The sequence below is a fragment of the Streptomyces sp. NPDC029044 genome (genome assembly GCF_040637495.1).
GTDB lineage: Bacteria > Actinomycetota > Actinomycetes > Streptomycetales > Streptomycetaceae > Streptomyces.
Genome location: NZ_JBEZWN010000040.1, coordinates 44,586 through 70,012 on the forward strand (window position 1 = coordinate 44,586; position 25,427 = coordinate 70,012).

Here is a 25,427-nt window from a genome sequence, read left to right on the forward strand (position 1 = left end):
CCCAGGTCCGGCGCCTCCCGGCGGCGTTGCGGTTCCGTTATCGTCCGCCGTGCAACCGTGGAGTGGGTGCCGCTGTCGTACCGTCGTGATATCCCGTCATCCCTCCCTCACGCGCGCCCGTTTCGGCGTCGCCACAGCCGCAGCCGCAGCCGCGCTTACGGTCGCTGGGTGTTTTGCCGGCGAACCGGCCGAGCCGCCGCACCCCGTCTTCTCCGCTCCGAAGGAGCAGCAGCCTGCCAAAGCTCTCGAAGCGACCCTGGCGGCGGATGCTTTCGCGTTCCGGCAGACCATGGCCTTCGAGCTCGGCACCGGTGAGGCGGTCCTGACGAGCGAGGGCCGGATGGCCCCGAAGGCGGGACACGCCGTCGGCACCCGGTCGTGGACCTTCACCAAGCGGGTCACCACGGGGCAGCGGGAGGCGCTACTGGGCTCCTCCCCCGCACCGTCTCCTCAGCCTGCGGAGCTGGGCGTCGCCGTCGAGGGGGCAGACGTGCTGGTGCGGCCGGGCACCGCGCCGTACTGGATCCGCCATGCCCCGAGCGACTTCACCCTCGACGGCAACCGCAATGTCGAGTCCTTGGCCGGCACCCAGGTCCCGTTCGGCGGGACACTGCTGGAGCTGCTCTCGTCCGGAGGTCAGGTGACGAAGTCCATGCCGACGAAGGCCGGCCGGACTTACACGATCCGCACCACCGCTCCCGCGGCCCTCGCCCTCTTCCCCAAGGACCTGCGGGACATGCTGCACCGCGGGACCGACGAAGCCGCCGCACCCCTGCCCATCGACCTCGTGCTCCGCACCGACGGCCAAGGACGCTTCACCCGCGCCTCGGCCGATCTGGGTGCCCTGAAGGCGCGGGAGTGGGGTTCGTTGCGGAGCTTGAAGGGGATCCGGGCCGAGCTGACCATCAGTCGGCACGGTGCGGGTGCCCCGAAGCTGCCGTCCGCCGCCCGGCAGCTCCCCGCGCGGGACACGGTCCGGGAGATCGATGAACTGGAACCGGGCGCGTGCTTCGACCCGCACACCGGCACCGACTCCAATCGCCTGGTCGTGAGCCGCCCGTGCGAGACGAAGCACGGCGCCCGGATCCTGGCCCAGCCGGAGATGACCACCACCTACCCAGGGGCCGACAAAGCCCGGCAGCAAGCCGAAACCGCCTGCGACCGAGCCGTCCCCAACTCCCCCGCCGCCTGGCGAGCGGAGTCCGCCGAGCGAGACACGCACTGGTTCACCTGGCCCACTGACAAATGGGACTGGAACGAGCACGGCGCAGCCCGCGCCACCTGCTACGCACTCACCAACTAGGGATTTCCCAGCCCCTGGACCGCTGTTCGCACCGCCGCCACGAATGCTGCGATCGCAGGGTGCGTGCCGCCGCCCGCGCGGAAGGCGACCTTCGAGCGGCGGAAAAGGGGCAGTCGGGTCAGCGACACGCCCTCGGGGGCGTGTCGGGTGGCCATCTCCGGTACGAATCCGGCGCCTTGCCCGATGGCGGCCAGTGCCAGGACCGTACGGAAGTCGTTGACCTGGTGCCGGATGCGCGGCTGGAAGCCGGCCGCCTGGCAGGCGCGTACGGCCATCGCGTGACCGGTCGTACCCTCCCTGGCCGTGATCCACGGTGACGTGGCCCAGGGTCCGAGCAACTCCGACAGCGTGCCGCCGGGGGTGGTGGGACCGGTCGCGGGAGGGCTGTCGTTGGTGCGGCCCGTCGCCAGGTACATGGGCTCCTCCAGCAGGGGCACCTGGTCGACCGTGGTGTCCGGAGACGCGGGAACGAAGTCGTAGTCGTGAACGAGGGCCACATCGAGTTCGCCGGCGCGCAGGCCGTCGGAGACCCGTGCCGAGTCGATCTCCCGCACCATCGGCTCCAGCGCCGGGTGTCTGCGGGCCAGTTCGGCCAGCGTGGCGGGCACGATCGCGGGGCCGCCGGAGGGAAACGTCCCGATCTGCAGCGGCCCGCCGATGCCCTCGCGCGCCCCGGCCAATTGGGACACGGCCAGCTCAAGGCGTTCGAGAACGGCGTCGGCGTGGGCGACGAGGATGCGGCCCGCGGGCGTGAGCACCACCCGTCTGCCGCTTCGTTCCAGCAAGGGCACACCGGCCTCGCGCTCCAGCACGCCCAGTTGCTGGGAGACGGCCGAGGCGGTGAAGGCGAGCGCCTCGGCCACGGCCGCGATGGTGCCGCGTCGGTCCAGTTCGCGCAGCAGGCGGAGCCTTCGGACATCGAGCATAAGCTGATCTTACGCATACGTGTAGAAACATGAGCTGGATCTACCGGGTTCCGGTCGGTCAGGCTGGATGCATGAAGCCCGAAGCGAACCTCACCGGCCTCTTCGTCCCCTTGGTGACACCGTTCACCGACGACCTGCGCCTTGACCCGGACGCGCTCGCCCGCCTCGCCCACGATGCGCTGTCGGACGGTGGTGCTCGCGGACTCGTCGCCCTGGGCACCACCGCGGAGGCAGCCACACTGACCAGCGAGGAGAAGCAGGCCGTGGTGCGCATCTGCGCGGCCGCCTGCCGGGCACACAAAGCTCCTTTGATCGTCGGCGTCGGCACCAACGACACCGCCGCCGCCAACTCCACGCTGCGGGAGCTCGCTCAGAGCGGTGACGTGGCCGCGGCGCTGGTTCCCGCGCCGGCCTACACCCGCCCCGGCGAGGCGGGAACACTGGCGCACTTCACGGCACTCGCCGAGCACGGGGGCCTGCCGCTGGTCATCTACGACATCCCGTACCGCACCAGCCAGTCCCTCAGCACCAGCACGCTCATCGCGCTCGGGCACCTGCCGGAGGTCGTCGGCGTCAAATACGCCACAGGCGCGATCAACGCGGCCGCGATGGAACTGCTCGGCTCGTCGCCTCCGGACTTCGCGGTGCTCGGCGGTGACGACGCCGTCATCTCGCCACTGCTCGCGGCGGGCGCCCACGGCGCCATCCTGGCGTCGGCCAATGTCCGCACCGCTGATTACGCCGAGCTGATCTCCCTCTGGCAGCGTGACGCCGCCGGACCGGCTCGCAGACTGGGAGCCGATCTGGCCCGCCTGTCCGCCACACTCTTCGCCGAGCCGAACCCGACCGTGATCAAGGGGGTGTTGCACGCCCAGGGCCGCATCCCCAGCCCGGCCGTCCGGCTACCCCTGCTGGCCGCCGACGCCAACTCGGTCACGCGGGCAGCGGACTTGGCCACGGCACGGACCCACCGAAGCCGCCAGAGCCACCATGCGGCCGAGGCCGAGGCCGCGGCCTGACGTGCGGTTGCCTCTGCTTCTGTCTCCTGTGGGACGCCCGGTTGATAACGTCAAGCCATGGGGCTGAACCTGGGCAAGGGTGATGGTTGTGAACTGCCCGCCATCGCTGTCTGCTGGCTCACCGACGATCCGCAACCGGGCCTGGTCCTGGTGGAGTTCGCCGACGCTTACGACCGCCCTCACCAACTGGTCGGCAAGACCGCCTACTTCGGAGGGAACCTTCTGTCGACCTCGGCCTACCCGTGCCCGACCAGCATCCAGTGCACGATCGAAGAGGTCACTGATGACATCGCCACAGTGAGCACGTGGTGGTTGGAGGGCGGCCCCGACCACACACGTTTCGTCTTCGACGTCTGGTTGGACACCCTTGCGCCGACTACCGACGTCTGAGATGACGGCTTTGCTCAGCACTTCCGGTTCTGGGTGATCCTCCGTGCATAGATCGCCGTGGGTTACGGCACCTCCGACAGCTTCATCACCGCGGTCGGACACGGGCACTGGCCCGATCCGGCTGTTCGCCGGACTGCTCGTCCGACTCAGGCCCGCATCGATGCCTGGGGCGGGCGGCCCTCTACTGCCGATACGGGTATCCCGATCGACCGCACCGCCACCGTCAAGTCTTGGAGCTCCATGTGCCCTTGGTGAGTCCGACCGGGTTTCCGGTCGGGATGATTCCGGAGTCCAGGACGCGTCGTGCGAGCGGTTCGAGCAGGTGGGCGAGGCGGGTGGTGGCGTCGGCGCCCAGGGCCTGCCACGGGGTGAGGGCCGCCGCGTCCGTGTCCGCCTCCATCTGCTCGTGTACGGCCGCCCCGGTCTCGGTGAGGCGCCCCTCCTCGTCGATCCAGCCGCGTTCCCGCAGTGTCGCCTGCGCCGCACGCCATTCCACGACGTCCCACTGACGGATGCGTCGCTGGAACTCGGCGTCGGTTTCCCCTGTCGCGCTCTTGAGTACCAGTGCCTCGACCGGCCCCAGACGACGGCCCACCAGCACGGCGACATGGCCGTCGCCGCGGTGTTCGCGCAAGGTGGTCACAGCCTGCCAGAGCCTCACGTGTGGCTGGGCCGGGCGGGGCAGGGCCTGGTTGGCCGCGCCGAGCACCCGTCCCGCCGTGTCCGCGGCGCGGGCGGCCTCCCAGGCGAGGTCGGCGGCCTCGGCCAGCCCGGCGGAGGCAACGACGTCCGCACCGAAAAGGCTCGTCATCGCGGCGTCCACGGCCCGCTCGCGCGCCTCGATCACCTGCTGAGGAGATGCGACAGCCCAGGCGTCAGGCAGGGCGCCCGCGGCCCGGTCGGGATGGAAGACGTAGAAGCAGCTGGTGACGACGGAGGCGGGAACCGGGCCGAGAGGCGCCGCACGCAGAGCGAAATAGCCCATCCAGTAGCCGCGTAATCCGAGACCCTCCGCGGCCTCGCGCACCTCAGGGGTGAAGTAGACCAGTTGGTGGACCGGTTCGAACCTCTCCCACATTGCCCGTGCGACGCTTTCGCTCATCTTCAAGCCCTCCCGGCTCGTCCTGCTCGGGTGCAGTGAACGCCGATAGGCAGCATCTATCATGACAGCGGTCATAACAACCCTCGGCAGCAGATCGGCGCCCCGAGCCCCCTGGCCATGCCCCCCGGTCGCGTTCCGGGGGCGATCGCCGCAACCGAAGTACAGGTCGAACCGCCCTACATCTCCATGCGTACCGGTGGAGGGACCGCGCCCCGGCTGCGTATGGCCGCCCGAGACCGCCGCCTCTGCGCCCGCAGCTCAGGGGCGAGGCCGTTTGCCGGATCGGCAACGGGAGTGGCCAGAGTGCGATCCGGTGGGCGACCGTGGGCCCGTGACCGAAGACCTCGCAGCAGGATCGCCCGCGCCGGACAGCCCAACGCCTGCCGACGGATACGTCGGCGACCCCGCGGTGCGGGCCGAGTGGGACAGCCGGTACGCCGGCCGACACTCCTTGTGGAGCGGCCGGCCCAACGGCGCCCTCGTGGCCGAAGCCGCCGGGCTCGCACCCGGGCGCGTGCTCGACGTCGGCTGCGGGGAAGGCGCGGACGCCATCTGGCTCGCGCGCGGTGGCTGGGACGTGACCGCGCTCGATGTCTCGGGCCTGGCGCTGGAACGGGCAGCCGGGCACGCGTTGGACGCCGGCGTCGTCGTTCAGTGGGTTCATGCGGCGCTCACCGAGGCGGTGCTTCCACCGGCCTCCTTCGACCTGGTGTCCGCGCAGTATCCGGCGTTGCTGCGCACCCCCGACGCGGCAGCCGAGCGTGCGCTCCTCACAGCCGTGGCGCCCGGCGGCGTGCTGCTGCTCGTGCATCACGCGGGGATGGACACCCGGCACGCGCACGACAGCGGCTTCGACCCCGCCGACTACGTCTGGCCCTCGATGGTCGCCGCTCTTCTCGACGACGACTGGGAGGTGGAGGCGAACGAGCAACGGCCGCGCGTGGCACCTGAGGGTGGCGCCGGCGCACACCACACCGACGACATCGTGCTGCGGGCACGCCGGCTGCGCTGAGACCCCAGGGTCGGCGGTCTTCCACGCGGACGGGCAGCGCGCGCCGGCGATCTGGAAGAGCGGCTTCGATGCAACGGCTCGCGGCTCGTGGTGCCGGAGCATCGCGGGCGATCCCGTAGCACCCGTAGGATGCCCGGATGCCCAAGCCGATACGGACAAGCCGCCGCACATGGATCGCCGGGTGGGTGCTGTTGTGCGCGTTGGGCATCGCCGCCACCGCCGGGCTGAACGCCACCTCCGCTCCGGACCCACGCCCCCCGAAGCCCGTCAGCCCCGAGTGCGCCCAGTACATCGCGGACATCGAGACGAAGCTGGCCAAGGCCGAGCAGCAAGACACGGACGACGGCGTGCTGGCCTTCTCACGGAGCAAGGTCGGCGCGGACGATTGCAGCGACGAGATCCACGACCACTTCGCAGGCGATCGGTGAGCCCCGCCGTCACAGGCGAGCAGCGGCAGCAACAACAGCAACAGCAACAGCAACAGCAACAGCAACAGCAACAGCAACAGCGCGAGGGTCAGAGCTGTACGGCCATCCTGCACAGTGTGCTGCGAGAGCATGCCGGCCGAGGCGTGGCATGAACGCAAAGAAGGACGGCCAGGACCACGATCGCCTGCGTGCCCGGAGCGGCCTTGCGCCAGCGGGTGCCCAGCTGCTTGCGCCTGCGGCGTATCAGGCCGGCGACGAGATCTACGGTCCGCTTCGACACGGGAAGCCGGACCTGGTAGACAACACCGGGAGAGCCCTCGGCGGGCGGCTGCTTCTTCACACAGGCGCCAACTCCCGCCGGGGGCCCTCGTGTTACGGCCGTAACCGGCCGGATGTCGGCGTACGCGCGAACGCGCCCAGCCAGGTACACGGGAGCGTGCTCGTGTTCGTCAGGTGACGGTGCGGCCCAGGTAGGCGGCCAGACGGTCGAGCGGGCCGGCGTCAGCGGGTACCGGCTGCGGCTCGGCGAAGGAACCCCCGGCAGTACGGGGCAGATCGCCGTAGATCTCGCATACGACAGGGAGGGCCGTCTCAGCGACGTGCTGAACGCTGTCGTAGGGGCGCCCGATGGCCTGGGCCAGATCCCAGCCGTGAACCAGCATCTCGATCACCAACTGCTCGACGAGCCGTCGCCCGGGAGCGGGCCCGTAGCGCCGTTCGAGCATGCCCGGGCCTGCGAAGGCCGACCGTGCGGCCTGGGACGCGGTACGGAAGGCCGCGACATGGTCGTCCCCCAGGTGGTCGGCGGTGAAGTCGGAGCGGGGGGTTCCGTTGGCCAGGCCGGCCCACAGCAGGTTCTCCCAGACGAGGTGGTTGAGGAGGGCCTGAACGTCCCAGTCGGCGCAGGTCGTCGGCTGGGCGAACTGGCCCGGCTCCACCGCGGAGACGAGCCTGCCGACGGCGTCCAGGACTTCTTCACAGGCATGGAGTACGCCGGTCGGTCCCCACGCGTCCTCACCGGCGTCGTACATCTCAGCGAGTTGTGCGGCTCGCGCACCGGGTTCAGGATGCGCCCTCAATGCCGTCGTCAGCCATCGACCGGCTTCCGCCATGCTGGGCCGCACGGGCCAGCCGTTGATGATGCACAGCAGCTGCCAGTACCGCTCCACGTGCGTGTCGGAGGCGACTTCGAGCTGCTGAAGGAGCAGACCCCTCGTCTGCGCGTCGTCAACGAGCGTCTCGTCGTCCGGAGCGGCCTGCGTGGGGATCCACGTCTCGACGATGGCGGTGACGATGGGGTCGGCCGCCGGCGAGTCCGCGGCGATTCCCTGCGCCATCGCGGTTTCCACTCGCCGCAGCCAGTCATCTGTCACCCGCTCGGCGTCCCGCAACGCGCTGTCGTCGTGCTCGCCTGGGTGGTGTTCGGCGGCGTAGTGGGCCATACGGCGCAGACCGGTGCGCAGAGCTGGGTTTCTGACGAGTTCGCCCAGTTCGAGCCAGGCGTCGACCTGCTGGTTGGTGGGATCGGCGGGCAGGTCCGGGGTCGCTGCCAGAAGGCCCCGTCGGTAGGTGGGTACGTCCAGTTCCCCCAAGGTGTCGGTGACGAAGTCCTGGATGACGGCACGGCGTTCAGCGGCGGACATGCGCGCCAGCTCGGTCATGATGGTGAGCCCCTTGGCAGTGGTGTTGCGGCGGGTGACGGAGCGCAGCACCGCCTGCTGCGTTCGCAGCGTGCGGATCTGCCTCTCCAGCGCGTCGATGTGCGTTGCGGCCACCTCCGACAGGGTGTTCTCGCGTTCCAGTACGTCGCGGATCGTCGCCAGCCCCAGGCCCAGCCCTCGCAGTGTCTGCGCCAGCTGTAGACGGGCCAGTGCTTCGGTGCCGTACAGCCGGTAGCCGGCCGGAGTCCGGCCTGCGGGGTGGATGACCCCGGTGTCGGACCAGTGCCGGATCAGCTTTACCGACAGCCCGGTCTTCCGGGCAACCTCCCCGATACTCCAGAACGTGTTGTCACCGACGTGCATGCGCTCCACCTTTGGGTCTCCCACGAAGGGAGAGTCAACAGGCGCCCGGCTTCCGCCATGTCTGCGCCACGCGATTCCATGGGCACGTTTTGGTGTACGCGGCTGGACACAGAGATCTGTACGCCGACGCCGGACCGCAGCCGGTGGTCAGCGCGGCAGATAGCGTCCGGAGCCCGTGCGCGACAGCCAGCCCCGGTCCGATAGCTTGCGCAACTGGCCGCGGACCGGCTCGACCTTGCCCGGGGTGTTCTCCCGGCCCAGCGCGAGCTCGACGTCCTTGGCCATCACCGGCCCCGACGCCTTCGCGACGATCTCCATGATCCGCAGGTACCGCGGCGCGAGCGCCTCCGCCCCCATGCCTTCCACGCGGTCCGGGATCAGCCGCATCACACCCGCCCCGGGCGTCACCACCACCGGCTCCGGCTCCGGCTCCGGCTCCGGCTCCGGCTCCGGCTCCGGCTCCGGCTCCGGCTCCGGCTCCGGCTCCGGCTCCGGCTCCGGCTCCGGCTCCACGATGCCCGAGGGCCGCCGTCCTCCGTCCGTCGCCTCGGCCCACTGCCCGAACACCTCAATGAGCACGGACCAAGCCGTGACTGCGGGACGGGACTCCGCCTTTCAGCGAGAGGCCTGGCTCGGTCAGCAGGAACTGCCGCAGGACGACGAACTACTCCCGCACGAAGAGGAACTACTCCCGCACGAAGACGAACTACTCCCACACGAAGACGAACTACTCCCACACGAAGACGAACTACCGCAAGACGAGGAACCGCCGCCGGAGCAGTCACTCGAAGGATGCTCGTTCGCGCCTGCCTCCCACCAGGAAGGGTGCTCCGCGGGACTGCCGGAAGCATGCGCCGTCGTGGCGTTGTACATGCCCGGCCCGGTCGGCCCGGTCGGCCATGCCCCATGGCCCGGCCCCGCACCCCAGCCGGGCGCAGTTGCCCGCAAACTCAGATCGTCCCACGCACGACGCCATGCCCGGCGCACCATCCAGGTGATCACCGTGACGAGCGCCAATACGAGCACGCCCACCCATACGAATGCGATCAACATGACGTCCCCCTCCGCCGGACTGCGCCCGATTGCCCGCAGTATGCCCGGCGTTGCGTTGGCCTACAGCACCTCTTGAGCAAGTCCAGAGCTTCGACCGTGCAGGCCGGCAACCCGCGGGAAGCGAGCGGTCCTGCGTGGTGAAGTGTGGGCCGCGCCTGTCCCGGACCAGACCACAGCAGGCTCGCAGGGCATGGAAGCCGTCGCTGTCGTCCTCCGGGGTCCGGCGGACCGTGCGACGAGGACCTCGCAGGCGGTGCGGAAGTCCGCGAGCCGCAGCCTGGGCGCCTCGTAACGGGCGTTCAGCGCACAGACGTGGAGCTGCGCCACCTCGCTTCCGGTGCTCTGCGACGGAGAACCCACGCGGCAACCGTGAGCAGCAGGCCGGTTTCGGGTGTTGAAGCGCTTCGACGCTGCCATCGCTCTCGCGAGCTGTCAATGCAAGGTCGCAAGCTGTCAATGCAAGGGAGGAAGGAAAGTTTCCCGGGCATCGCCCTCTTGTTTCGCAAGAAACATGTCATTAGCGTTCGCGCCCAGGTGAAGCGCTTCGACGCTCCGAGGGAAGGGCCGCTCATGAGCAACGAGTTGAACCGCAGAAGCTTCGTCGCCAAGGACACCGCTGTGGCCGGGGGCCGCGGCGATCACGTCCCTGCTCGCCGCCTGCGGGAACGGCTGCGGAGGACTGACCGGTTCGACCCGGCTTCGCGTCCGGCGTTCTGACCGTGGGCGTGCGGTTTCCGAGGGCGGCGAGCGGCTGCCTACACCCACGGCATGCTCGCCGGCAGCCCGGCGCTCACCCGTCACCGCTTCGGCGCCGGGCGGGGCTGGTACCTCTCCACCCGTCTCGACGACGCCGATTACGCGGCCCCGGTCGCCCGGCTCCTCGACGAGACGGGCGTGGGACCCGAGGTGCCGGGCCTGCCTCCCCGGGTCGAGACCGTGACCCGGCACGCCCCGGACGGACGCCGCCGGCGCTTCCTGATCAGCCATCGCACCGAACCCGTGCCGCTCCCCGAGCCCGCCCGCCACCTGCTCGACGCCCCGGTGTCCGAACTGCCGCCCGGCGGCTGCCTCGTGCTCCGTATCGCCTGAACCCCGCTGCCCGACCGGAAAGGCAACCATGACCAGCGCACCGCAGATCCTCCGATGGGGCCACCGGGCCCTGGAGGTCGAGATCGGCGTCGCCGAGGACGGCATCGCCCGCCTCACACGGATCGGCCGCCCCAGCGGCACGCGTCCCGAGCGGCGCACCTGGCCTCAGCTGCCCCTGGTGGAGGTGACGGCCGCGGGCCACGGCCGCGCCTGGTCGGGCGGGCGCCTCATCGACACCTCTCTCGGCGCGCGCCTGCGGTACCGCGAGCACCGGGTCACGCGCGACGGCGAGTGGCACATGCTCGCGGTCCGGCTTCACGACCCCGAGACGGGTCTCGCCGCGGAGGTCACCTACCGCTCACCGGACGGCGTGCCCGTGCTGCGCGCCGAAGTGGTCCTGCGCAACGGCGGGGAGGGCACCCTCCACCTGGAGTCGGTCTCCTCCCTCGTCGTGGGCGCTCTCGCCGACGGGCGGGAGGCCATCGAGGCGACGGACGTGCTGTGGGCCGAGAACGACTGGGTCGCCGAATGCCGGTGGCAGCGACAGCCGATGCGGGTCACCTCTCCCTCCCTCGGCGACCGCGTCGTCTACGACAACGGCAAGGGCGAGTTCACGCGGACCGGGCGGGGCGTGTGGTCCAGCTGCGGCCGACTGCCCATGGGTGGCCTGACCGACCGCGGCTCGGGCCGTACCTGGCTGTGGCAGATCGAGCACAACGGCGGCGGCTGGCACTGGGAGTGCGGCGAACGCGACACGCTGGCCTACCTGGCCCTGTTCGGCCCGAACGACACCCACCACGGGTGGCGGCATCCGCTGGAGCCCGGCGCGGAGTTCGCCACCGTACCGGTCGCCCTCGCCTTCAGCGACGACCGCGGCCCGGACGAGGCGTTCGCCGCACTCACCCGCTACCGGCGCGTCATCCGCCGCCCGCACCCGGACCACCAGGGGCTTCCCGTCATCTTCAACGACTACATGAACTGCCTGATGGGGGACCCCTCGACGGAGAAACTGCTGCCGCTGATCGACGCGGCCGCCGATGCGGGGGCGGAGTATTTCGTCATCGACGCCGGCTGGTACGACGGTGAGAACGGCGGCTGGTGGGACAGCGTGGGCGCCTGGGAGCCCGCCGCCTCGCGCTTTCCCGGCGAGCGCGGGATCCACGAGGTGCTGGACCGCATCCGGGAGCGCGGCATGGTGCCCGGTCTGTGGCTGGAGCCGGAGGTGATCGGCGTCCGCAGCCCCATGGCCAGGTCCCTCCCGGACGAGGCGTTCTTCCGCCGGGACGGTGTCCGCGTCACGGAGTCCGGCCGCCACCACCTGGACCTGCGCCACCCCGCCGCCCGCGCCCACCTGGACCAGGTCGTGGACCGACTGGTCGGCGAATGGGGCGTCGGCTACCTCAAACTCGACCACAACATCGACCCCGGCTCCGGCACCAGCGCCCACCCCGGGGAGACTCCGGGCGCCGGCCTGCTCGGCCACAACCGGGCGCACCTCGACTGGCTCGACGGCGTCCTGGACCGCTTTCCGCGGCTGGTGGTGGAGAACTGCTCGTCCGGCGGCATGCGCTGGGACTACGCGCTGCTGTCGCGGCTGCAACTCCAGTCCACCAGTGATCAGCAGAACCTCCAGCTGTACGCGCCCATCGCCGCCTCCGCCCCCACCGCGGTCACCCCCGAGCAGGGCGCGGTGTGGGCCTACCCGCTGCCGCGGGACTCGCCGGACGAAGTCGCCTTCACCATGGCCAACGCCCTCCTCGGCCGCATCCATCTGTCGGGTCTGCTGCCGGGCCTGCGGCCCGAGGCCCTCGCCCTCGTGCACGAGGGCGTCAGCGTGTACAAGGCCATCCGCTCCGACCTGGCCCGGGCCGTCCCCGCCTGGCCACTCGGTCTGCCGGACTGGGAGGACCCGTGGCTCGCCCTCGCACTGCACACACCCGAAACCACGTACCTCACGGTCTGGCGCCGCCCCGGCGCCGACCCCACCACCCGTCTCGCCCTGCCGCATCTGCGGGGCTCCGCGGCCCGCACGCACCTGCTCTACCCTGCCGCGAGCCGGGCCGACGTCGCCTGGGACCCCGACACCGCCGACCTCACGCTGACGTTGCCCACGGCTCCGTCCGCGGTACTGCTCCGCCTCGACAGCACGTCGACCGACCGCTGAACAGAAGGATTCGATCAAGTGTCAGAAAAGCAGCTCCCCGAGACAGTGGTGGCCAACCCCGTCATCCCCGGACTCCATCCGGACCCCAGCGTGTGCCGTGTGGGCGACGACTACTACCTGGTGTGCTCCAGCTTCGAGTACTTCCCCGGCATCCCCGTCTTCCACAGTCGTGACCTGGTGCACTGGACACAGATCGGCAACGCCCTGGACCGGCCCAGCCAGCTCCGCCTGACCACGGACACGCCCTCCTCCGCCGGTATCTACGCCCCCACGCTGCGCCACCACGACGGCCGTTTCTGGCTGATCGTCACCAACGTGGCCGACGGTGAGGGAAACCTGCTGTTCACCGCCACCGATGCGGCCGGGCCCTGGTCGGATCCGGTGCGCCTGTCGGGGATCCGCGGCATCGACCCGGACCTCGCCTGGGACGAGGACGGCACCTGCTGGTGCACCGTCGCCGGCGTCTCGCAGGTGCGCATCGACCCGTCCACCGGGGAGACGCTCGGTGAGCCGCAACGGCTCTGGTCCGGCGGCGTCGACGCGATGGCCCCGGAGGCACCGCACCTGTACCGCGTCGGCGCGTACTGGTACCTGCTCATCGCCGAGGGCGGCACCGAGCGCGGCCACGGCGTCTCGATCGCCCGCGGGACGTCCCCCTCCGGCCCGTTCGAGCCGTGTCCTCACAACCCGGTCCTGACCCACCGCGGCACCAACCGCCCTGTTCAGAACACCGGACACGCGGATCTGGTCCAGGCGCCCGACAGCTCGTGGTGGATGGTGCTGCTCGCCGTCCGGCCTCGGGGCGGCACGCCGGGCTGGCACGTGCTGGGCCGTGAGACGTTCCTGGTGCCGGTGGAGTGGGTGGACGGATGGCCGGTCGTCGGCGAGGTGCCGTCCGAACTGCCCGCACCGGCCTGGCCGCTCGTCCCCGTGCCCGCCGAGCCCGTCCGTGACGACTTCGACCTCAGTGAGCTGCGGCCGCAGTGGATCTCCGTGCGGGACCGTCTCGTGGAGCACTGCACCACCAAGGAACGCTCCGGCTGGCTGACCCTGCGTGCCCGCGGCGCCTCGCTCGACGAACGGGACGTCGTGTTCGTCGGTCGCCGCCAGCAGCACCTGACGTGCGGGGCGCGGACCCGCGTCGACCCGGCGGAGGGCCGCGGCGGTCTCGCGGTCCGCCTGGACGAGGAGCACCACTACGAGATCGAGGCGTCCGCGGGAGAGGTGCGGGTGCTCGCCCGGGTGGGGCCCCTGCGCACCGTCGTGGCGTCACGGTCCGTGCCCCCTGGGCCCGTGGTCCTGGGCCTGCGCGTCTCCCCCACCCCGCCGCGGGACGCCCGCACCGGGCCGGACACGCTCACGTTCGGCGTCGAGGAGCCGGACGGCACCTTCACCGAGCTCGGCGCTCTCGACGGCCGCTATCTGTCGACCGAGGTGGCCGGCGGTTTCACCGGCCGGGTCATCGGTCTGTACGCCGCGGTCGGCACGGTCCACTTCGACTGGTTCGACTACGAGCCGCTCGGCTCCTGATCCGGCGCCGGAACGACGCCGGAACCGCTCTTCCCCGACCGCCTGAACGCACAGTCCCCCACGGGCGGCCCCCGCCCGGCTGACAGAGAAGGGTCAGACATGAAGAGATCGCACCACGTCACCGAGCGCCGCAGTCGCGGCCCGGGCCGCGTGCTCGGCCTTCTGCTGGCGCTGGTCACCATGATCGGGGTGACGAGCACCGCGGCCTTCGCCGCACCCGGCCATCAGGGCTCGCCCCCGATACGGCTCCCGAAGCTCACCGCCACGCCCATGGAGACGGTGGCCGCGATGCAGCCCAGCTGGAACCTGGGCAACACCCTGGACGCCATTCCCGACGAGACCTCCTGGGGCAACCCGAAGGCCACCAAGGCCGTGTTCGACACCATCAAGGCCCAGGGCTTCCGCAGCGTGCGCATTCCCGTCACCTGGACCGACCACCAGTCCTCCACGGCCCCCTACACGATCGACGCGACGTGGATGAACCGCGTCAAGGAAGTCGTCGACATGGCCCTGGCCGACGGTCTGTACGTGGTGGTCAACGTGCATCACGACTCGTGGCAGTGGATCGCCGACATGCCCACCGACCACGATGGCGTCCTGGCCCGCTTCAAGGCCAGCTGGACCCAGATCGCCGCCACCTTCAGAAACTCGCCGCAGAGGCTGCTGTTCGAGAGCAACAACGAGCCGCAGTTCAAGAACACCACCGACGCCCAGGGCATCCGGTACAACAGCGAGCTGAACACCGCGTTCCACACCGTGGTCCGCCAGTCCGGAGGCAACAACGCGACCCGGCTGCTCGTCCTGCCCACCCTGCACACCAATTCCGGCCAGGTCTTCCTCGACGCCCTGGCCGCCGAGATGAAGGCGCTGAACGACAAGAACCTCGTGGCCACCGTGCACTACTACGGCTACTACCCGTTCAGCGTGAACGTCGCGGGCGGCACCACGTTCGACGCCACCTCTCAGAAGGACATGAGCGACAACTTCGCCAGGATCCGTGCCACCCTCACGTCCAAGGGCATCCCCGTCTACCTCGGTGAGTACGGCCTGCTTCAGTTCCCCGACTCCAATCACCCCTCCCGTATCGAGCGGGGCGAGGCGCTGAAGTTCTACGAGCAGCTCGGCCACGACGCCCGCACCGCCGGTGTGACCACGGCCCTGTGGGATGCGGGAAGCTGGAACCACCTGAACCGCACCACCCTGCGGTGGTCCGACCCCGCGCTGTTCGCCGCGATCAAGTCCAGCTGGACCACCCGCTCGGGAACCGCGTCCTCGGACCGGATCTTCCTGGAGAAGTCGAGCGCCATCGCGGCCAGGACGCTCACGCTGAACCCGAACGGCACCACCTTCCGGGGCCTGTGGCAGGGCGACACACAACTCGTCCGGGGCCGGGACTACAGCGTCTCCGGCAACCGGCTGACCCTCACGGCCTCCGCTCTCACCAGACTGGCCGGCAACCGCGCCTACGGGATCAACGCGACGATCCAGGCCCGCTTCTCCGCGGGCGTCCCCTGGAACATCTACGTCACGACGTACGACAGGCCGGTGCTCTCGGGCGCGAGCGGCAACACCACGGACGGGCTCGGCATCCCCACCCGGTTCCGCGGTGACCTGCTGGCGACCATGGAGTCCAAGTACGCCGACGGCAGCGCCGCAGGCAACACCGACTGGACGCCTTATCAGGAGTTCAACGGCGCCTTCTCCCCGGACTACTCCGGCGACGCCCTCACCCTGACCCCCGCTTACCTCAACGCCCTGCGTGACGGCGCGCAGGTCACGCTCACCTTCCACTTCTGGAGCGGAGCCACCGTGACGTACCGCGTGACCAAGAACGGAGGCTCGGTGACGGGAACCGTCGCCTGACCGTGCCTCGCCTCGCCCCGGGTGCTGTCCTGGCGCCCGGGGTTCCCCGCCCGTGCTCGGTTCTTCCGACCCTTCCGTCTCTTCCTTGGGAGACGCCTCAGTTCGACTCAGTGGATGTGGGAACCGCCGTTGACGTCGTACGTGGCACCGGTGACGTATCCCGATCCGGGCCGCGCCAGGAACGCGATGACGTCGGCGACGTCGTCGACGCCCCCGATCCGGCGCACCGGGATGTCCGCCACCATGGCCGCCTTGCGGGCCTCGTCCAGCTTGCCCTGCGTGATGTCGGTGTCGATGAGCCCGGGTGCCACGCAGTTGACCGTCACGCCCGACGGGCCCAGCTCGCGGGCCAGTGCCCGGGCGAAGCCGAGGAGACCGGCCTTCGCCGCGGAGTAGGCCACCCCGCCGAAGACCCCTCCCCCGCGTTCGGCGGAGACGGAGGAGAGGAAGACGATGCGACCGAATCCGCGTTCCGCCATGCCGGCGGCGACGCGCTGGGTGATCAGGAAGCCGCCGCGCACGTTGACGTCGAAGATCCTGTCCCATTCGGCGGGCGAGACCTTCAAGAACGGCACGGGCGAGGTGATGCCCGCGTTGTTGACGAGCGCGCCGATGGGCGGCAGAGCCGCTTCCGCCTGCGCGACGGCGGCGTCGACGGCATCGGCGTCGGTGACGTCCGCAGCGAGGGCGAGCGCCTCGACCCCGTGACGGGCGGCCACTTCGCGGGCCGCTTCCTCGGCGGCCTCCTTGTCGAGGTCGAGGACGGCGACGGCGTAGCCGTCGGCTGCGAGCGCGTGGGCGGTGGCGCGGCCGATGCCGCGGCGGGACCCGGCTCCGGTGACGAGGGCGGTGCGCGGGCTGTTACGGGTGGTCATGCGGGCTCCTGACGGGGGCGGTGAGGTCACGGTGGTCGGGTCAGCGGCTGTCGGATTCACAGTTCACGGCGAACGAGGTCCTTGATCGCCGCCACCGACAGGCCGTACCGGTCGTGCAGCGTGGGCAGCGCGCCCGCCGCGAGGAACTCGTCCGGCAGACCCACGGGAACGAGGTGAGCCGTCACCCCGGCGAAGGCCAGGCTGGAGGCGACGGACTCCGCCAGGCCTCCGATCACACTGTGGTTCTCGAGGGTGACGACGAGCCGGTCCTTCGCCGCTTCCCGGACGACGGCCTCGCGGTCGAACGGCTTGATGGTCGGCACGTGCAGGACCGCGGCGTCGACGTGGTCGCGTTCGAGTTCCCGGGCCGCCGACAGGGCGCGTACCGTCATCAGGCCGGTGGAGATGAACAACACGTCGCGCCCGCCGCGCAGTTCGGCGGCGCGTCCCAGCCGGAAGGAATAGTCGTACTCGTCGAGCACGGTGGGGACCGCTCCGCGCAGCAGCCGCAGATAGGTGGGGCCGGGGTGCGCGGCCAGGGCGGGTACGGCCTGCTCGATGTCGACCGAGTCCGCCGGATCCACGATCGTCAGACCGGGCATGGCACGCAGGATCGCGAGGTCCTCGGTGGCCTGGTGGCTGGGGCCGTAGCCGGTGGTCAGTCCCGGCAGGGCGCCGACGACGTTGACGTTCAGGCCCGGCTCGGCGATGTCCAGGCACAGGAAGTCGTAGGCACGGCGGGTGGCGAACACGGAGTAGGTGGAGGCGAAGGGGGTCAGGCCCGACTCTGCGAGCCCCGCTGCCGCGCCGAGCATCGCCTGTTCCGCCATGCCCATCTGGAAGAAGCGTTCGGGGTGCGCCTCGCGGAAGACGTGCATGTCGGTGTACTTGGCGAGGTCCGCCGACAGGCCCACGATGTCGGGCCGTTCGTCGGCGAGCCGGGCGAGGGCGTGCCCGAAGGGGGCCTTGGTGGTGCGCTGGCCCTCCTCCGCGATGGACGCGATCATGGCGGAGGTGGTGAGCCTGCGTGTGCCGGTTGCGGGGGCGCCGACGGAGTTCATGCGGTGTGCTCCTCATCTGCGGTCGTCGCGTTCCGGTCGCTGCACTCGGTGTGGAATCCCGCGGTCAGCTGGTCGCGGGCGATCTGCCACTCGTGCTCCTCGACCCGCAGGAAGTGCGCCTTCTCCCGCGTCTCGAGCATCGGCACGCCGCGGCCGATCCGGGTGTCGCAGATGAGCACGGTCGGCGAGCCCCGGTGGGTGCGCAGGCTGTCGAAGGCTGTGACGAGGGCGTCGACGTCGTTGCCGTCCACCCGGAGCGCGTGCCAGCCGAACGCCTCCCACTTGGCGGTGACGGGCTCGGTGCGCAGCACACCGTTCGTCGGGCCGTCGGCTTGCAGGGCGTTGACGTCGACGATGGCGGTGACGTTGTCGAGGCCGTGGTGGGCGCAGGCCAGGGCGGCCTCCCAGGTGGAGCCCTCGTCCAGTTCGCCGTCGGAGAGGAGGTTGTACACGTGCGCGCGGCTGCCCTGGTGGCGCAGTCCGAGCCCCAGTCCGGCGGCGATGCCCAGGCCGTGACCGAGCGAGCCACCGGAGATCTCCATACCGGGGGTGTAGGAGGCCATGCCCGACATGGGCAGGCGGGAGTCGTCGCTTCCGTACGTGTCCAGTTCCGCGGTGTCGAGCACCCCTGCTTCCGCGAGCGCGGCGTACAGGGCGATGGCGTAGTGCCCGATCGAGAGCAGCAGCCTGTCCCGCCCGGGCCACTCCGGCTGCTCGGGACGGTGGTTGAGCACGTCCTTGTAGACGACGGCGAGGACGTCGGCCACACCGAGTGCCTGTCCGACGTAGCCCTGGCCCTGGACCTCGGCCATGTTCAGGGCGTGGGTGCGGATGCGGTACGCGGACTCCCGCAGAGCGCGCAGTCGCTCGGCGTGCGACAGGGGTGGGACGGTACGCGGCCCGGCGGCCGGCGTGGTGGTGGCGGTGGAGGCCACGTCAACTCCTTCTTTCAGGTGCGAGTCAGTGGGACAGGGCGGCGGGGGCGGTGGTGTCGCGCTCCGTCCGGGCCGCCAGGTCGGCCTGCCGCTTCTCGGTGGCTCCCCAGGTCTCGCGGGTCAGCACGGTGGCGACGAGGCCGAGCAGCCCGTAGAAGCTGAAGAGGAGGGCCGGGCCGGTCCATCCGACGGCGGAGTACAGGGCGGTCGCGATCATGGGCGTGAACCCGGAGACGACGGCGGAGAGCTGGTAGGCGAGCGAAGTGCCCGCGGTGCGGGTCCGGGTGGCGAACAGCTCGCAGAACCAGGCTCCTTGGACGCCCGCCAGGGAGTTCTGGCAGATCGTGTAACTGACGACGAAGGCGGCCAGGACGAGCGCGGCGGTGCCCGTGTTGACCAGGAGGAACAGCGGGAAGCCCCACAGCAGGGTCACGGCACAGCCCAGCAGGTACACCGGTCGGCGTCCGACCCGGTCGGACAGCAGTCCCCACCCTGTGGTGGCGAAGATGCCCAGGGCCGCGGCGGTCACCAGCGCGGTGAGGCTGACCGCGCTGGAGACGTCGGGCGCGCGGTCGTCGTTCAAGTAGGAGAGGACGAAGGTGACCGAGACCGCGTATCCGGCCGTTTCCGTGGTCCTGAGGCAGAAGGCCCGCAGCAGACCCCGCCAGTCCGTCCGGAGCACCTCCCCGAGGGGGTTCTTGGCGACCTCGCCGGACTCCTTCAGCTCCTCGAACTGCGGGGATTCGTCGATCTTGAGCCGAATGAAGATGCCCACCGCGATCAGTACGGCGCTCAGGAGGAACGGCACACGCCAGGCCCAGTTGTCGTCCAGTGTGTGCCTGCTGAGGAGAAAGGCCAGGTTGGCCAGGAGCAGCCCGACGGGGAAGCCCGCCTGGGTGATCCCCGTGTACAGACCTCGTCGTCGCCACGGCGCGTGCTCGAAGGTCATCAGGATGGCGCCGCCCCACTCCGCACCGAAGGCGAGTCCCTGGACGATACGGACGGCCACGAGCAGTACCGGGGCCCAGACACCGACCATCTGGTAGGTGGGCAGACAGCCGATCAGGACGGTTGCCACGCCCATCAGCAGCAGCGACCCGACCAGCACCGGCTTCCGTCCGATGCGGTCGCCCAGATGGCCGGCGATCACACCGCCGAGGGGGCGGGCGGCGAAGCCGATGCCCAGCGTGGCGAAGGACAGCAGAGTGGCGGACAGGGGGTCGGAGTCCGGGAAGAACACGTCTCCGAAGTAGAGCGCCGCGGCCGTGCCGAAGCCGATGAAGTCGTAGGTCTCGATGGTCGCGCCGACGCCGCAGCCGATGGCGACTCTCATGCGCTCGGGGGAACCCTGGGCCGACGGTCCGGCGGGCGGGGAAGCAGCCATGCCGATCCTCCTTGATCGCTGACGGGGTGGTCCGTCCCTGAACCGCCCTTGTTGGCTGTTGACTGTTAACAGTCGAGAGTCGACTCTGGGGAGTGCATCCGCACGTGTCAACCCCCGGCCACGAAAAAGGCCCACCAGCGGTCGCCGGAGGGCCTCGTGAAAAGGGACGGAAGGATCAGCGAACGGCCTGGTCGCCGCCGGTGTCCAGGTCCGCGGCAGCGAGCTGCTCGACGGCGGCGGCCATGTGGGAGCGCAGAACTTCCTGCGCCGCGGCCGCGTCACCGCGTTCGATCGCCTCCACGAGCGGCAGATGGGCCGACGCCGCCATGGCCACCTCACGCCGCTCGGCCGCAGCACTCATGACGACCACCCGGATCGGCCCCTCGAGCCCGCGCCAGGTCTTCAGGAGGACGGAGTTGCCCGACAGCTCGCACAGCAGCAGATGGAAGGCGAGGTCGGCCTCCACCTTGGTACCGAGATCCGCACCCGACTCGACGGCGGTGTGGAGCCGTGCCACGGCGTCCCGCAGCGCCCGAAGCGCCTCGGGCCCGGGCGACGACTCGATGACCTGCGTGATCGCCAGACCTTCGAGCGCCTCTCTGACCTGGAACAACTCCCGCACCTCGGCCGACGACAGCCGGGACACCCGCAGCATGCCCCGGGCACCGGCGGTGACGAGCCCCTCCTGCTGGAGGTGACGCAGCGCCTCCCGCACGGTCCCGCGGCTCACGGCCAGCCGCTCCGCGATCTCCACCTCGCCCAGATGGTCACCGGGCCGGTACCGGCCGCTGGTGATCGCCGCTCGCAGCGTCAGGAGCGCCTGCTCCCGCAGGGTCGTCGAGCGGGCCAGACTGGAAAACGTCGGACCGGTCACGGACCAGGCCTCCTTCAGGCTCCGGGGAGATTCATCGTAACGGAGGGCGTGTCATCTGTTGACAGTCGGCACTGGTGCCGATGCGACCGCCCGGCTGGTCCGGACCCCCCTGCGACCGGCCGAAGGCCCAGGGCGTCGTTCGCCGCTTCCCCGGCATCGAGGTCTCCGCCTGCTCGTTTCACGGCTCCACCACCCCTCCCCTCCCTGCACTCATCCGTCCCGGGCTTGCCGCACCCTCGCCGGACGTCATCCGCCGGCCTGATGCACCTGCCGGAACGTGCCCGGAGGCACGCCCGTGTGACGGGTGAAGAACTTGCCGAAGTTGGTGGGCTCGGGGAAGCCGAGGCGGCGCGCGACGGTCGCCACCGGCTCGTCGGTGTGGGCGAGAAGGCGCCGGGCCTCCAGGGCGACACGGCCGTCGATGACGTGCTTGACGGGCTGTCCGGTGGCCGCCGCGCAGGCGCGGGTGAGGGTCTTGACGGTGTAGCCGAGGCGGTGGGCGTAGTCGGCGGCACGCCGGGTGGTGGCGTACGAGCGCTCCAGCTCGGCGCGGAAGCGGGCGTAGATCTCCCCGCCCGCGTGCGGATCGCCGTCGCCCTCCGGGTGGGGCAGCCGGTCGACCTGCAACAGCACGGTGGCCAGAAGGAGTTGCAGGATCTCCGCGGACACGGTCTGTTCCGGCCGGCCGTATTCGGCGCGCAACTGGCCCATCAGGGTGGACAGCACGGCGTACTCGGGGCCGGCGCCCAGCTGCCGGCACGTGGTCCCGTACCAGTCGCTGACCAGCCGGTCGGCGCTGCTGGCGTGCGGCGGGAAGGCCGAAGTGAACAGCAGGTGCGTACCGTTCGCGGTGCCCGGCCGCACGAAACTCTGCACCTGTCCGGGGCGGACCCACAGGAGTGTGCCGGGGCCGAGGGGGTAGGTCACGAAGTCGACGGCATGCTCTCCGCTGCCCTCGGTGACGAGGGTGACGGTGTGGAAGTCGACCCGGTGCACCGCGTCCGGCCGACTGCGCCGACGCCGGCGCCGCTCGTGCAGGGTGGACAGGTCGATGATCTCGAACCCGGGGATCCGCTGCTCGGGCGGGTTGAAGTCGAACCGGGGGATGGCGCCGCCCCGGGAAGGGTCGTCCGCGTCAACAGCCGAGGCGATCACCGAATTCTCCGAATGTCCTCGATTGACCATGCCGGGTCTCCAGCGTATCTCGCCTGCCTGCGCTTTCACGGCGAGAGTGGAGGGCATCAAAGGCGGCGCGAGGCCGCCCTCACCGTCAAGGAGCACCCCATGAACGGCACGGTCACGGTCCTCGACAAGGGCGCTGTCCGCATCCACAGCTACATGTCCCCGGCGGACACCTTCCACACCACCACCCAGCTGATCGAGACCACGGCACGGATCATCGCGATCGACGCCCAGCTGCTTCCCGCCTACGCGGACGAGGCGATCGCCTACGCCAAGGGGCTGGGCAAGCCGCTGGACCGGCTCGTCGTCACCCATGCCCACCCCGACCACTACAACGGTGCCGCCCGGTTCGGTGTCCCCGTCCACGCGCTGGCCGTGGTGCGCGAGCAGATCATCGCGCGCGGCGACAGTACGCTGCCGACCGGTCTGGTCATTCCCGTCGGCGACTTCACCCCGACCGTCGACCTCAGCCCCGGCACCGAGGTCATCGACGGCGTCCCGTTCGTCTTCGAGGCCGTCTCCGGCGGTGAGGCCGCCGACGAACTGCTCATCAAGCTGCCCGAGCAGGGCGTCCTCGTCGCGCAGGACCTCGTGTACAACGACGTCCACCTCTACCTGGGCAACAACGACATCACCGGCTGGCAGCGGGCGGTCGACGCGCTGGCCGCCGAGTCCGGTTACGGCACGATCCTGGCGGGCCACGGCCTGCCCACCGGGCCCGAGGTCTACGCGGACGTGCTCCGCTACCTCACCGACGCCCGCGAGCTGCTCGGCGACGACGGCGACGCGTACAAGAAGGCGATCGTGGGCCGTTACCCCGCCCACGTCGGCCCGTTCATCATCGACATCGCCAACCGGTCGCTGTTCGGCGCCGGCCACTGATCGCGCACCCACCGACCGCGCGGGGACCCGGCCAAGGCGGCCCGGCTCGCCGAAGAACTCGACGCCACCCCACCACGAACTGATGCGGTCCTCACAGAGCCGTGAAGGTCCACATCAGGTTGGTGCTGCCGTCGTAGGTCCACTGCTTGGTGACGGAGCCGGAGGGCACGACGCCCCCGCCGTCGAGGACCAGGCCGGTGGTGCGGTTGGCGATCGAGTAGCGGCCGTCCCCTCGGTGGGTGATCCGCCACTGCTGGTTGCTGCCACCGTTCCAGGCGGCCTGCCGTGCGGTGGAACCGTCGGCGGCGGCACCCCACCCGTCGGCGACCATGCCGTTGGCGCGGTTGACCAGCTTGTAGTAGCCGGCGCCGACGTCGACCGCCTGCCAATGCAGGTTGGGGCTGTTGTCCCAGCTCCACTGCTTGAGGTCGGAGCCGGAAGCGACGTCGCCGCCGGAGTCCAGGGCCAGGCCGTCCGTGACATTGGTGATCCTGAAGTACGCGGACGGCGCGAACTGGACCCTCAGCGAGGCGATCCTGTCATTGCCTCCGGTGCCCCGAAGGTCGGGCGTGTCGGTGGTGAAGGTCCACGAGGTGCCGGTGAAGTCGTCTCCGGAGTAGCCGGTGACCTGGTAGCCGGGGGCCAGCCGCAGTGAGGACAGACTGCGGGGGCCGAGGCCGGCGAGCGCGAGCTGGTCACCGTCGTAGTCGCCCGCGGCGAGGACCGCGGCCGGCCCGCGGTAGCCGGAGTCCGGGAAGGCCACGGCACCGCGCAGCGGACGCAGACCGGGGATCTGACCGGCGAACTCGAGCTTCAGGACGTACGCGTGGGCCTGGAACGGCGCTGTCGACGGCAGGGCCACCCGCAGGCCGGTCGCGCCCTGGACCGGTTCGGGCAGGTTGATGTAGTGACCGGCCTTGTCGTCGAGCAGTTTCACCGACCTCAGTGAGGTGAGATCGATCCGGTCGGAGGTGAGCGTGCCGATCGTCAGCGAACTTCCGGGCCAGCCCAGGACGGTGGCGTACAAGACGGTGTTGGCCTTGTTCCGGGTGAAGCGGATGTCCTGTGCCGTGCCGGCGGTCGGGTTGGTGAAGGCACCGCCGCCCATCTTCGTCGGGCCCTCGCCGTACGCGGTCCATGCGCGGGTGGAGTACACCGACTCCCCGAAGCGCTTCAGGTGGTCGCCGATGCCCAGCAGGATGTCCTTCTGCGCCTGCGGGATGGTGCCGTCGGCCTTCGGCGCGATGTTGAGCAGCATGTTGCCGTTCTTGCTCACCCGGTCGAGGAACGAGTGCAGCATCTGCTGGATGCTGTAGTAGCCGATGCCCTCCGTGTAACACCAGCTGGAGCTGGAGATGCTGTCGTCGGTGAGCCAGTACGGGGTCGTGAGGTCGGCCGGGCCGCCGCGTTCGTAGTCGAAGACCTGACCCCGGTCGCTCATGCCGTCCTTGTAGGTGGCGACGACTTCCTTGCCCCAGGCCTCCGCCTGGTTGTAGTAGTAGGCCAGGAAGTTGAGCCGCTGTTTCTCGTCGACGGCGTCGAGCTTGAAGTCCTGCCAGAGGATGTCGGGGCGGGCGCGGTCGATGACCTCCTTGAGCTTGTCGTACCAGAGCTGGTTCTCCTCAGCCGGACTCAGCTGCCCGTACAGCTTCTTGAGGCTGGGGTCCGTCTGAGCGGGCACGTGGTCGAAGAAGCCGTTGAAGTGGTACGCGTGGTGCATGGCCACCAGGAGTTTGAGTCCCCTGGCACGGATGGCCTCGGTGAAGAGCCGCAGCAGGTCGAGCTTCGGGCCCCTCGTGACGGAGTTCCACTCGCTGACCTTGCTGTCCCACATCGAGAAACCGTCGTGGTGCTCGGCGACGGGGCCGGCGAACCGGGCGCCGGCGTCGACGAACAGCTGCACCCATTCCTCGGGGTCGAAGGCGCCGCCCGCGGACTTCGGCTTCGGCGCGAACTGCACACTGTTGCCCGCGAGGTCCTTCCCCCCGTCGATGAAGTTGCGGTAGGGCCAGGCCGAGGGCGGGCCGTAGGTGGCGGCATGATGCTTGTTGGCCGCGCTGCCCTCGATGTACATGTGGCGCGGATACCACTCGCTCTCATAGGCGGGGACGCCGAAGGCACCCCAGTGGAAGTAGATCCCGAACTTGGCGTCCCTGAACCACTCCGGGGCCGGCGGATGCCGGTCGACCGACTCCCAGTCGGGCGTGTAGGTGCGGGTGCGGGGCACTGCCTGCGCGCCACCGGCGCCGAAAACGCCTCCGGCGGTGGTCGCGGGGGCCCCCCCCCCGGCGGGGGCGCGGGCGAGGGGTGGGGGGGGGGGCGAGGCGCGGG

At 70.3% G+C, this 25,427-nt stretch carries 20 protein-coding genes and 1 pseudogene; 10 read left to right on the plus strand and 11 right to left on the minus strand.

Annotation, left to right across the window (positions count from 1 at the left end; translation table 11 throughout):
* Nucleotides 1–289 precede the first annotated feature (289 nt).
* On the plus strand, nt 290–1,303 hold the full coding sequence (locus tag AB0E85_RS27105) for a hypothetical protein (protein WP_361932166.1): 1,014 nt from the start codon (nt 290–292) through the stop codon (nt 1,301–1,303).
* Here the strand turns inward: AB0E85_RS27105 and AB0E85_RS27110 are convergent.
* Nucleotides 1,300–2,229 (minus strand): LysR family transcriptional regulator, encoded by a 930-nt coding sequence (locus AB0E85_RS27110; protein ID WP_361932168.1) that lies wholly within the window; start codon nt 2,227–2,229, stop codon nt 1,300–1,302. The genes AB0E85_RS27105 and AB0E85_RS27110 overlap by 4 nt on opposite strands.
* A gap of 71 nt (nt 2,230–2,300) precedes the next feature.
* Between AB0E85_RS27110 and dapA the strand changes: the two genes are divergently transcribed.
* The gene (gene dapA, locus AB0E85_RS27115; RefSeq protein WP_361932171.1) at nt 2,301–3,248 is read left to right on the plus strand and encodes a 4-hydroxy-tetrahydrodipicolinate synthase; all 948 of its coding nucleotides are present in this window, start codon (nt 2,301–2,303) and stop codon (nt 3,246–3,248) included.
* 57 nt (nt 3,249–3,305) lie between these two features.
* Nucleotides 3,306–3,638, plus strand: a complete 333-nt coding sequence (locus AB0E85_RS27120) for a hypothetical protein (protein ID WP_361932173.1) — start codon at nt 3,306–3,308, stop codon at nt 3,636–3,638.
* Nucleotides 3,639–3,861: 223 nt separating this feature from the next.
* Here AB0E85_RS27120 and AB0E85_RS27125 read toward each other — a convergent pair whose 3' ends face one another.
* The gene (locus AB0E85_RS27125) at nt 3,862–4,740 is read right to left on the minus strand and encodes a hypothetical protein (RefSeq protein WP_361932175.1); all 879 of its coding nucleotides are present in this window, start codon (nt 4,738–4,740) and stop codon (nt 3,862–3,864) included.
* Between the two features lie 331 nt (nt 4,741–5,071).
* On the opposite strand from AB0E85_RS27125, the gene AB0E85_RS27130 reads away from it, so the two are divergent.
* The gene (locus AB0E85_RS27130) at nt 5,072–5,752 is read left to right on the plus strand and encodes a class I SAM-dependent methyltransferase (protein ID WP_361932178.1); all 681 of its coding nucleotides are present in this window, start codon (nt 5,072–5,074) and stop codon (nt 5,750–5,752) included.
* A gap of 137 nt (nt 5,753–5,889) precedes the next feature.
* Nucleotides 5,890–6,180: a hypothetical protein gene (locus AB0E85_RS27135; protein WP_361932181.1), complete on the plus strand. Its 291-nt coding sequence runs from the start codon at nt 5,890–5,892 to the stop codon at nt 6,178–6,180.
* A 449-nt stretch (nt 6,181–6,629) separates the two neighbouring features.
* Here the strand turns inward: AB0E85_RS27135 and AB0E85_RS27140 are convergent, their stop codons facing one another.
* Both AB0E85_RS27140 and AB0E85_RS27145 read right to left on the minus strand, forming a co-directional pair.
* Nucleotides 6,630–8,204: a TIGR03086 family metal-binding protein gene (locus AB0E85_RS27140; protein WP_361932183.1), complete on the minus strand. Its 1,575-nt coding sequence runs from the start codon at nt 8,202–8,204 to the stop codon at nt 6,630–6,632.
* Between the two features lie 147 nt (nt 8,205–8,351).
* The gene (locus tag AB0E85_RS27145) at nt 8,352–8,783 is read right to left on the minus strand and encodes a hypothetical protein (RefSeq protein ID WP_361932185.1); all 432 of its coding nucleotides are present in this window, start codon (nt 8,781–8,783) and stop codon (nt 8,352–8,354) included.
* Between the two features lie 1,233 nt (nt 8,784–10,016).
* On the opposite strand from AB0E85_RS27145, the pseudogene AB0E85_RS27150 reads away from it, so the two are divergent.
* The 4 genes and pseudogenes from AB0E85_RS27150 to AB0E85_RS27165 form a co-directional block, all read left to right on the plus strand.
* Nucleotides 10,017–10,346 (plus strand): annotated as a pseudogene (locus AB0E85_RS27150) (beta-galactosidase trimerization domain-containing protein); the annotation flags it as partial.
* A 28-nt stretch (nt 10,347–10,374) separates the two neighbouring features.
* Complete coding sequence (locus tag AB0E85_RS27155) at nt 10,375–12,510, plus strand: alpha-galactosidase (RefSeq protein WP_361932188.1); 2,136 nt, start codon at nt 10,375–10,377, stop codon at nt 12,508–12,510.
* An 18-nt stretch (nt 12,511–12,528) separates the two neighbouring features.
* A complete protein-coding gene (locus AB0E85_RS27160) occupies nt 12,529–14,040 on the plus strand; it encodes a glycoside hydrolase family 43 protein (protein ID WP_361932190.1) in 1,512 nt (503 codons plus the stop codon).
* Nucleotides 14,041–14,139: 99 nt separating this feature from the next.
* Nucleotides 14,140–15,903 (plus strand): cellulase family glycosylhydrolase, encoded by a 1,764-nt coding sequence (locus AB0E85_RS27165; RefSeq protein ID WP_361932193.1) that lies wholly within the window; start codon nt 14,140–14,142, stop codon nt 15,901–15,903.
* A gap of 107 nt (nt 15,904–16,010) precedes the next feature.
* Here AB0E85_RS27165 and fabG read toward each other — a convergent pair whose 3' ends face one another.
* The 6 genes from fabG to AB0E85_RS27195 all read right to left on the minus strand — a co-directional run bounded on the left by fabG (nt 16,011) and on the right by AB0E85_RS27195 (nt 22,217).
* Complete coding sequence (gene fabG / locus AB0E85_RS27170) at nt 16,011–16,778, minus strand: 3-oxoacyl-ACP reductase FabG (protein ID WP_361932196.1); 768 nt, start codon at nt 16,776–16,778, stop codon at nt 16,011–16,013.
* A gap of 56 nt (nt 16,779–16,834) precedes the next feature.
* Nucleotides 16,835–17,839 carry a transketolase C-terminal domain-containing protein gene (locus AB0E85_RS27175; protein WP_361932199.1) on the minus strand — a complete coding sequence of 335 codons (1,005 nt, stop codon included), beginning with the start codon at nt 17,837–17,839 and terminating at the stop codon, nt 16,835–16,837.
* Nucleotides 17,836–18,774: a transketolase gene (locus tag AB0E85_RS27180; protein ID WP_361932202.1), complete on the minus strand. Its 939-nt coding sequence runs from the start codon at nt 18,772–18,774 to the stop codon at nt 17,836–17,838. The genes AB0E85_RS27175 and AB0E85_RS27180 overlap by 4 nt, the downstream gene beginning before the upstream one ends.
* A gap of 25 nt (nt 18,775–18,799) precedes the next feature.
* Nucleotides 18,800–20,158, minus strand: a complete 1,359-nt coding sequence (locus AB0E85_RS27185) for an MFS transporter (RefSeq protein ID WP_361932204.1) — start codon at nt 20,156–20,158, stop codon at nt 18,800–18,802.
* A 175-nt stretch (nt 20,159–20,333) separates the two neighbouring features.
* Nucleotides 20,334–21,032 (minus strand): GntR family transcriptional regulator, encoded by a 699-nt coding sequence (locus AB0E85_RS27190; RefSeq protein ID WP_361932207.1) that lies wholly within the window; start codon nt 21,030–21,032, stop codon nt 20,334–20,336.
* Between the two features lie 246 nt (nt 21,033–21,278).
* Complete coding sequence (locus tag AB0E85_RS27195) at nt 21,279–22,217, minus strand: helix-turn-helix transcriptional regulator (protein WP_361932210.1); 939 nt, start codon at nt 22,215–22,217, stop codon at nt 21,279–21,281.
* A 99-nt stretch (nt 22,218–22,316) separates the two neighbouring features.
* Between AB0E85_RS27195 and AB0E85_RS27200 the strand changes: the two genes are divergently transcribed.
* Complete coding sequence (locus AB0E85_RS27200; RefSeq protein ID WP_361932213.1) at nt 22,317–23,096, plus strand: MBL fold metallo-hydrolase; 780 nt, start codon at nt 22,317–22,319, stop codon at nt 23,094–23,096.
* 91 nt (nt 23,097–23,187) lie between these two features.
* On the opposite strand, the gene AB0E85_RS27205 is transcribed toward AB0E85_RS27200, so the two are convergent.
* On the minus strand, nt 23,188–25,323 hold the full coding sequence (locus tag AB0E85_RS27205; protein WP_361932220.1) for an alpha-L-fucosidase: 2,136 nt from the start codon (nt 25,321–25,323) through the stop codon (nt 23,188–23,190).
* Nucleotides 25,324–25,427: the final 104 nt, after the last annotated feature.

Bases quoted from the DNA above. Each gene is read 5' to 3' on its own strand.
- AB0E85_RS27140 (WP_361932183.1), bottom strand. From the start codon at position 8,204: ATGCACGTCGGTGACAACACGTTCTGGAGTATCGGGGAGGTTGCCCGG.
- AB0E85_RS27105 (WP_361932166.1), top strand. From the start codon at position 290: ATGGCCTTCGAGCTCGGCACCGGTGAGGCGGTCCTGACGAGCGAGGGC.
- AB0E85_RS27165 (WP_361932193.1), top strand. From the start codon at position 14,140: ATGAAGAGATCGCACCACGTCACCGAGCGCCGCAGTCGCGGCCCGGGC.
- AB0E85_RS27155 (WP_361932188.1), top strand. From the start codon at position 10,375: ATGACCAGCGCACCGCAGATCCTCCGATGGGGCCACCGGGCCCTGGAG.
- fabG (WP_361932196.1), bottom strand. From the start codon at position 16,778: ATGACCACCCGTAACAGCCCGCGCACCGCCCTCGTCACCGGAGCCGGG.
- dapA (WP_361932171.1), top strand. From the start codon at position 2,301: ATGAAGCCCGAAGCGAACCTCACCGGCCTCTTCGTCCCCTTGGTGACA.
- AB0E85_RS27175 (WP_361932199.1), bottom strand. From the start codon at position 17,839: ATGAACTCCGTCGGCGCCCCCGCAACCGGCACACGCAGGCTCACCACC.
- AB0E85_RS27185 (WP_361932204.1), bottom strand. From the start codon at position 20,158: ATGGCTGCTTCCCCGCCCGCCGGACCGTCGGCCCAGGGTTCCCCCGAG.
- AB0E85_RS27120 (WP_361932173.1), top strand. From the start codon at position 3,306: ATGGGGCTGAACCTGGGCAAGGGTGATGGTTGTGAACTGCCCGCCATC.
- AB0E85_RS27110 (WP_361932168.1), bottom strand. From the start codon at position 2,229: ATGCTCGATGTCCGAAGGCTCCGCCTGCTGCGCGAACTGGACCGACGC.
- AB0E85_RS27195 (WP_361932210.1), bottom strand. From the start codon at position 22,217: ATGGTCAATCGAGGACATTCGGAGAATTCGGTGATCGCCTCGGCTGTT.
- AB0E85_RS27135 (WP_361932181.1), top strand. From the start codon at position 5,890: ATGCCCAAGCCGATACGGACAAGCCGCCGCACATGGATCGCCGGGTGG.
- AB0E85_RS27200 (WP_361932213.1), top strand. From the start codon at position 22,317: ATGAACGGCACGGTCACGGTCCTCGACAAGGGCGCTGTCCGCATCCAC.
- AB0E85_RS27125 (WP_361932175.1), bottom strand. From the start codon at position 4,740: ATGAGCGAAAGCGTCGCACGGGCAATGTGGGAGAGGTTCGAACCGGTC.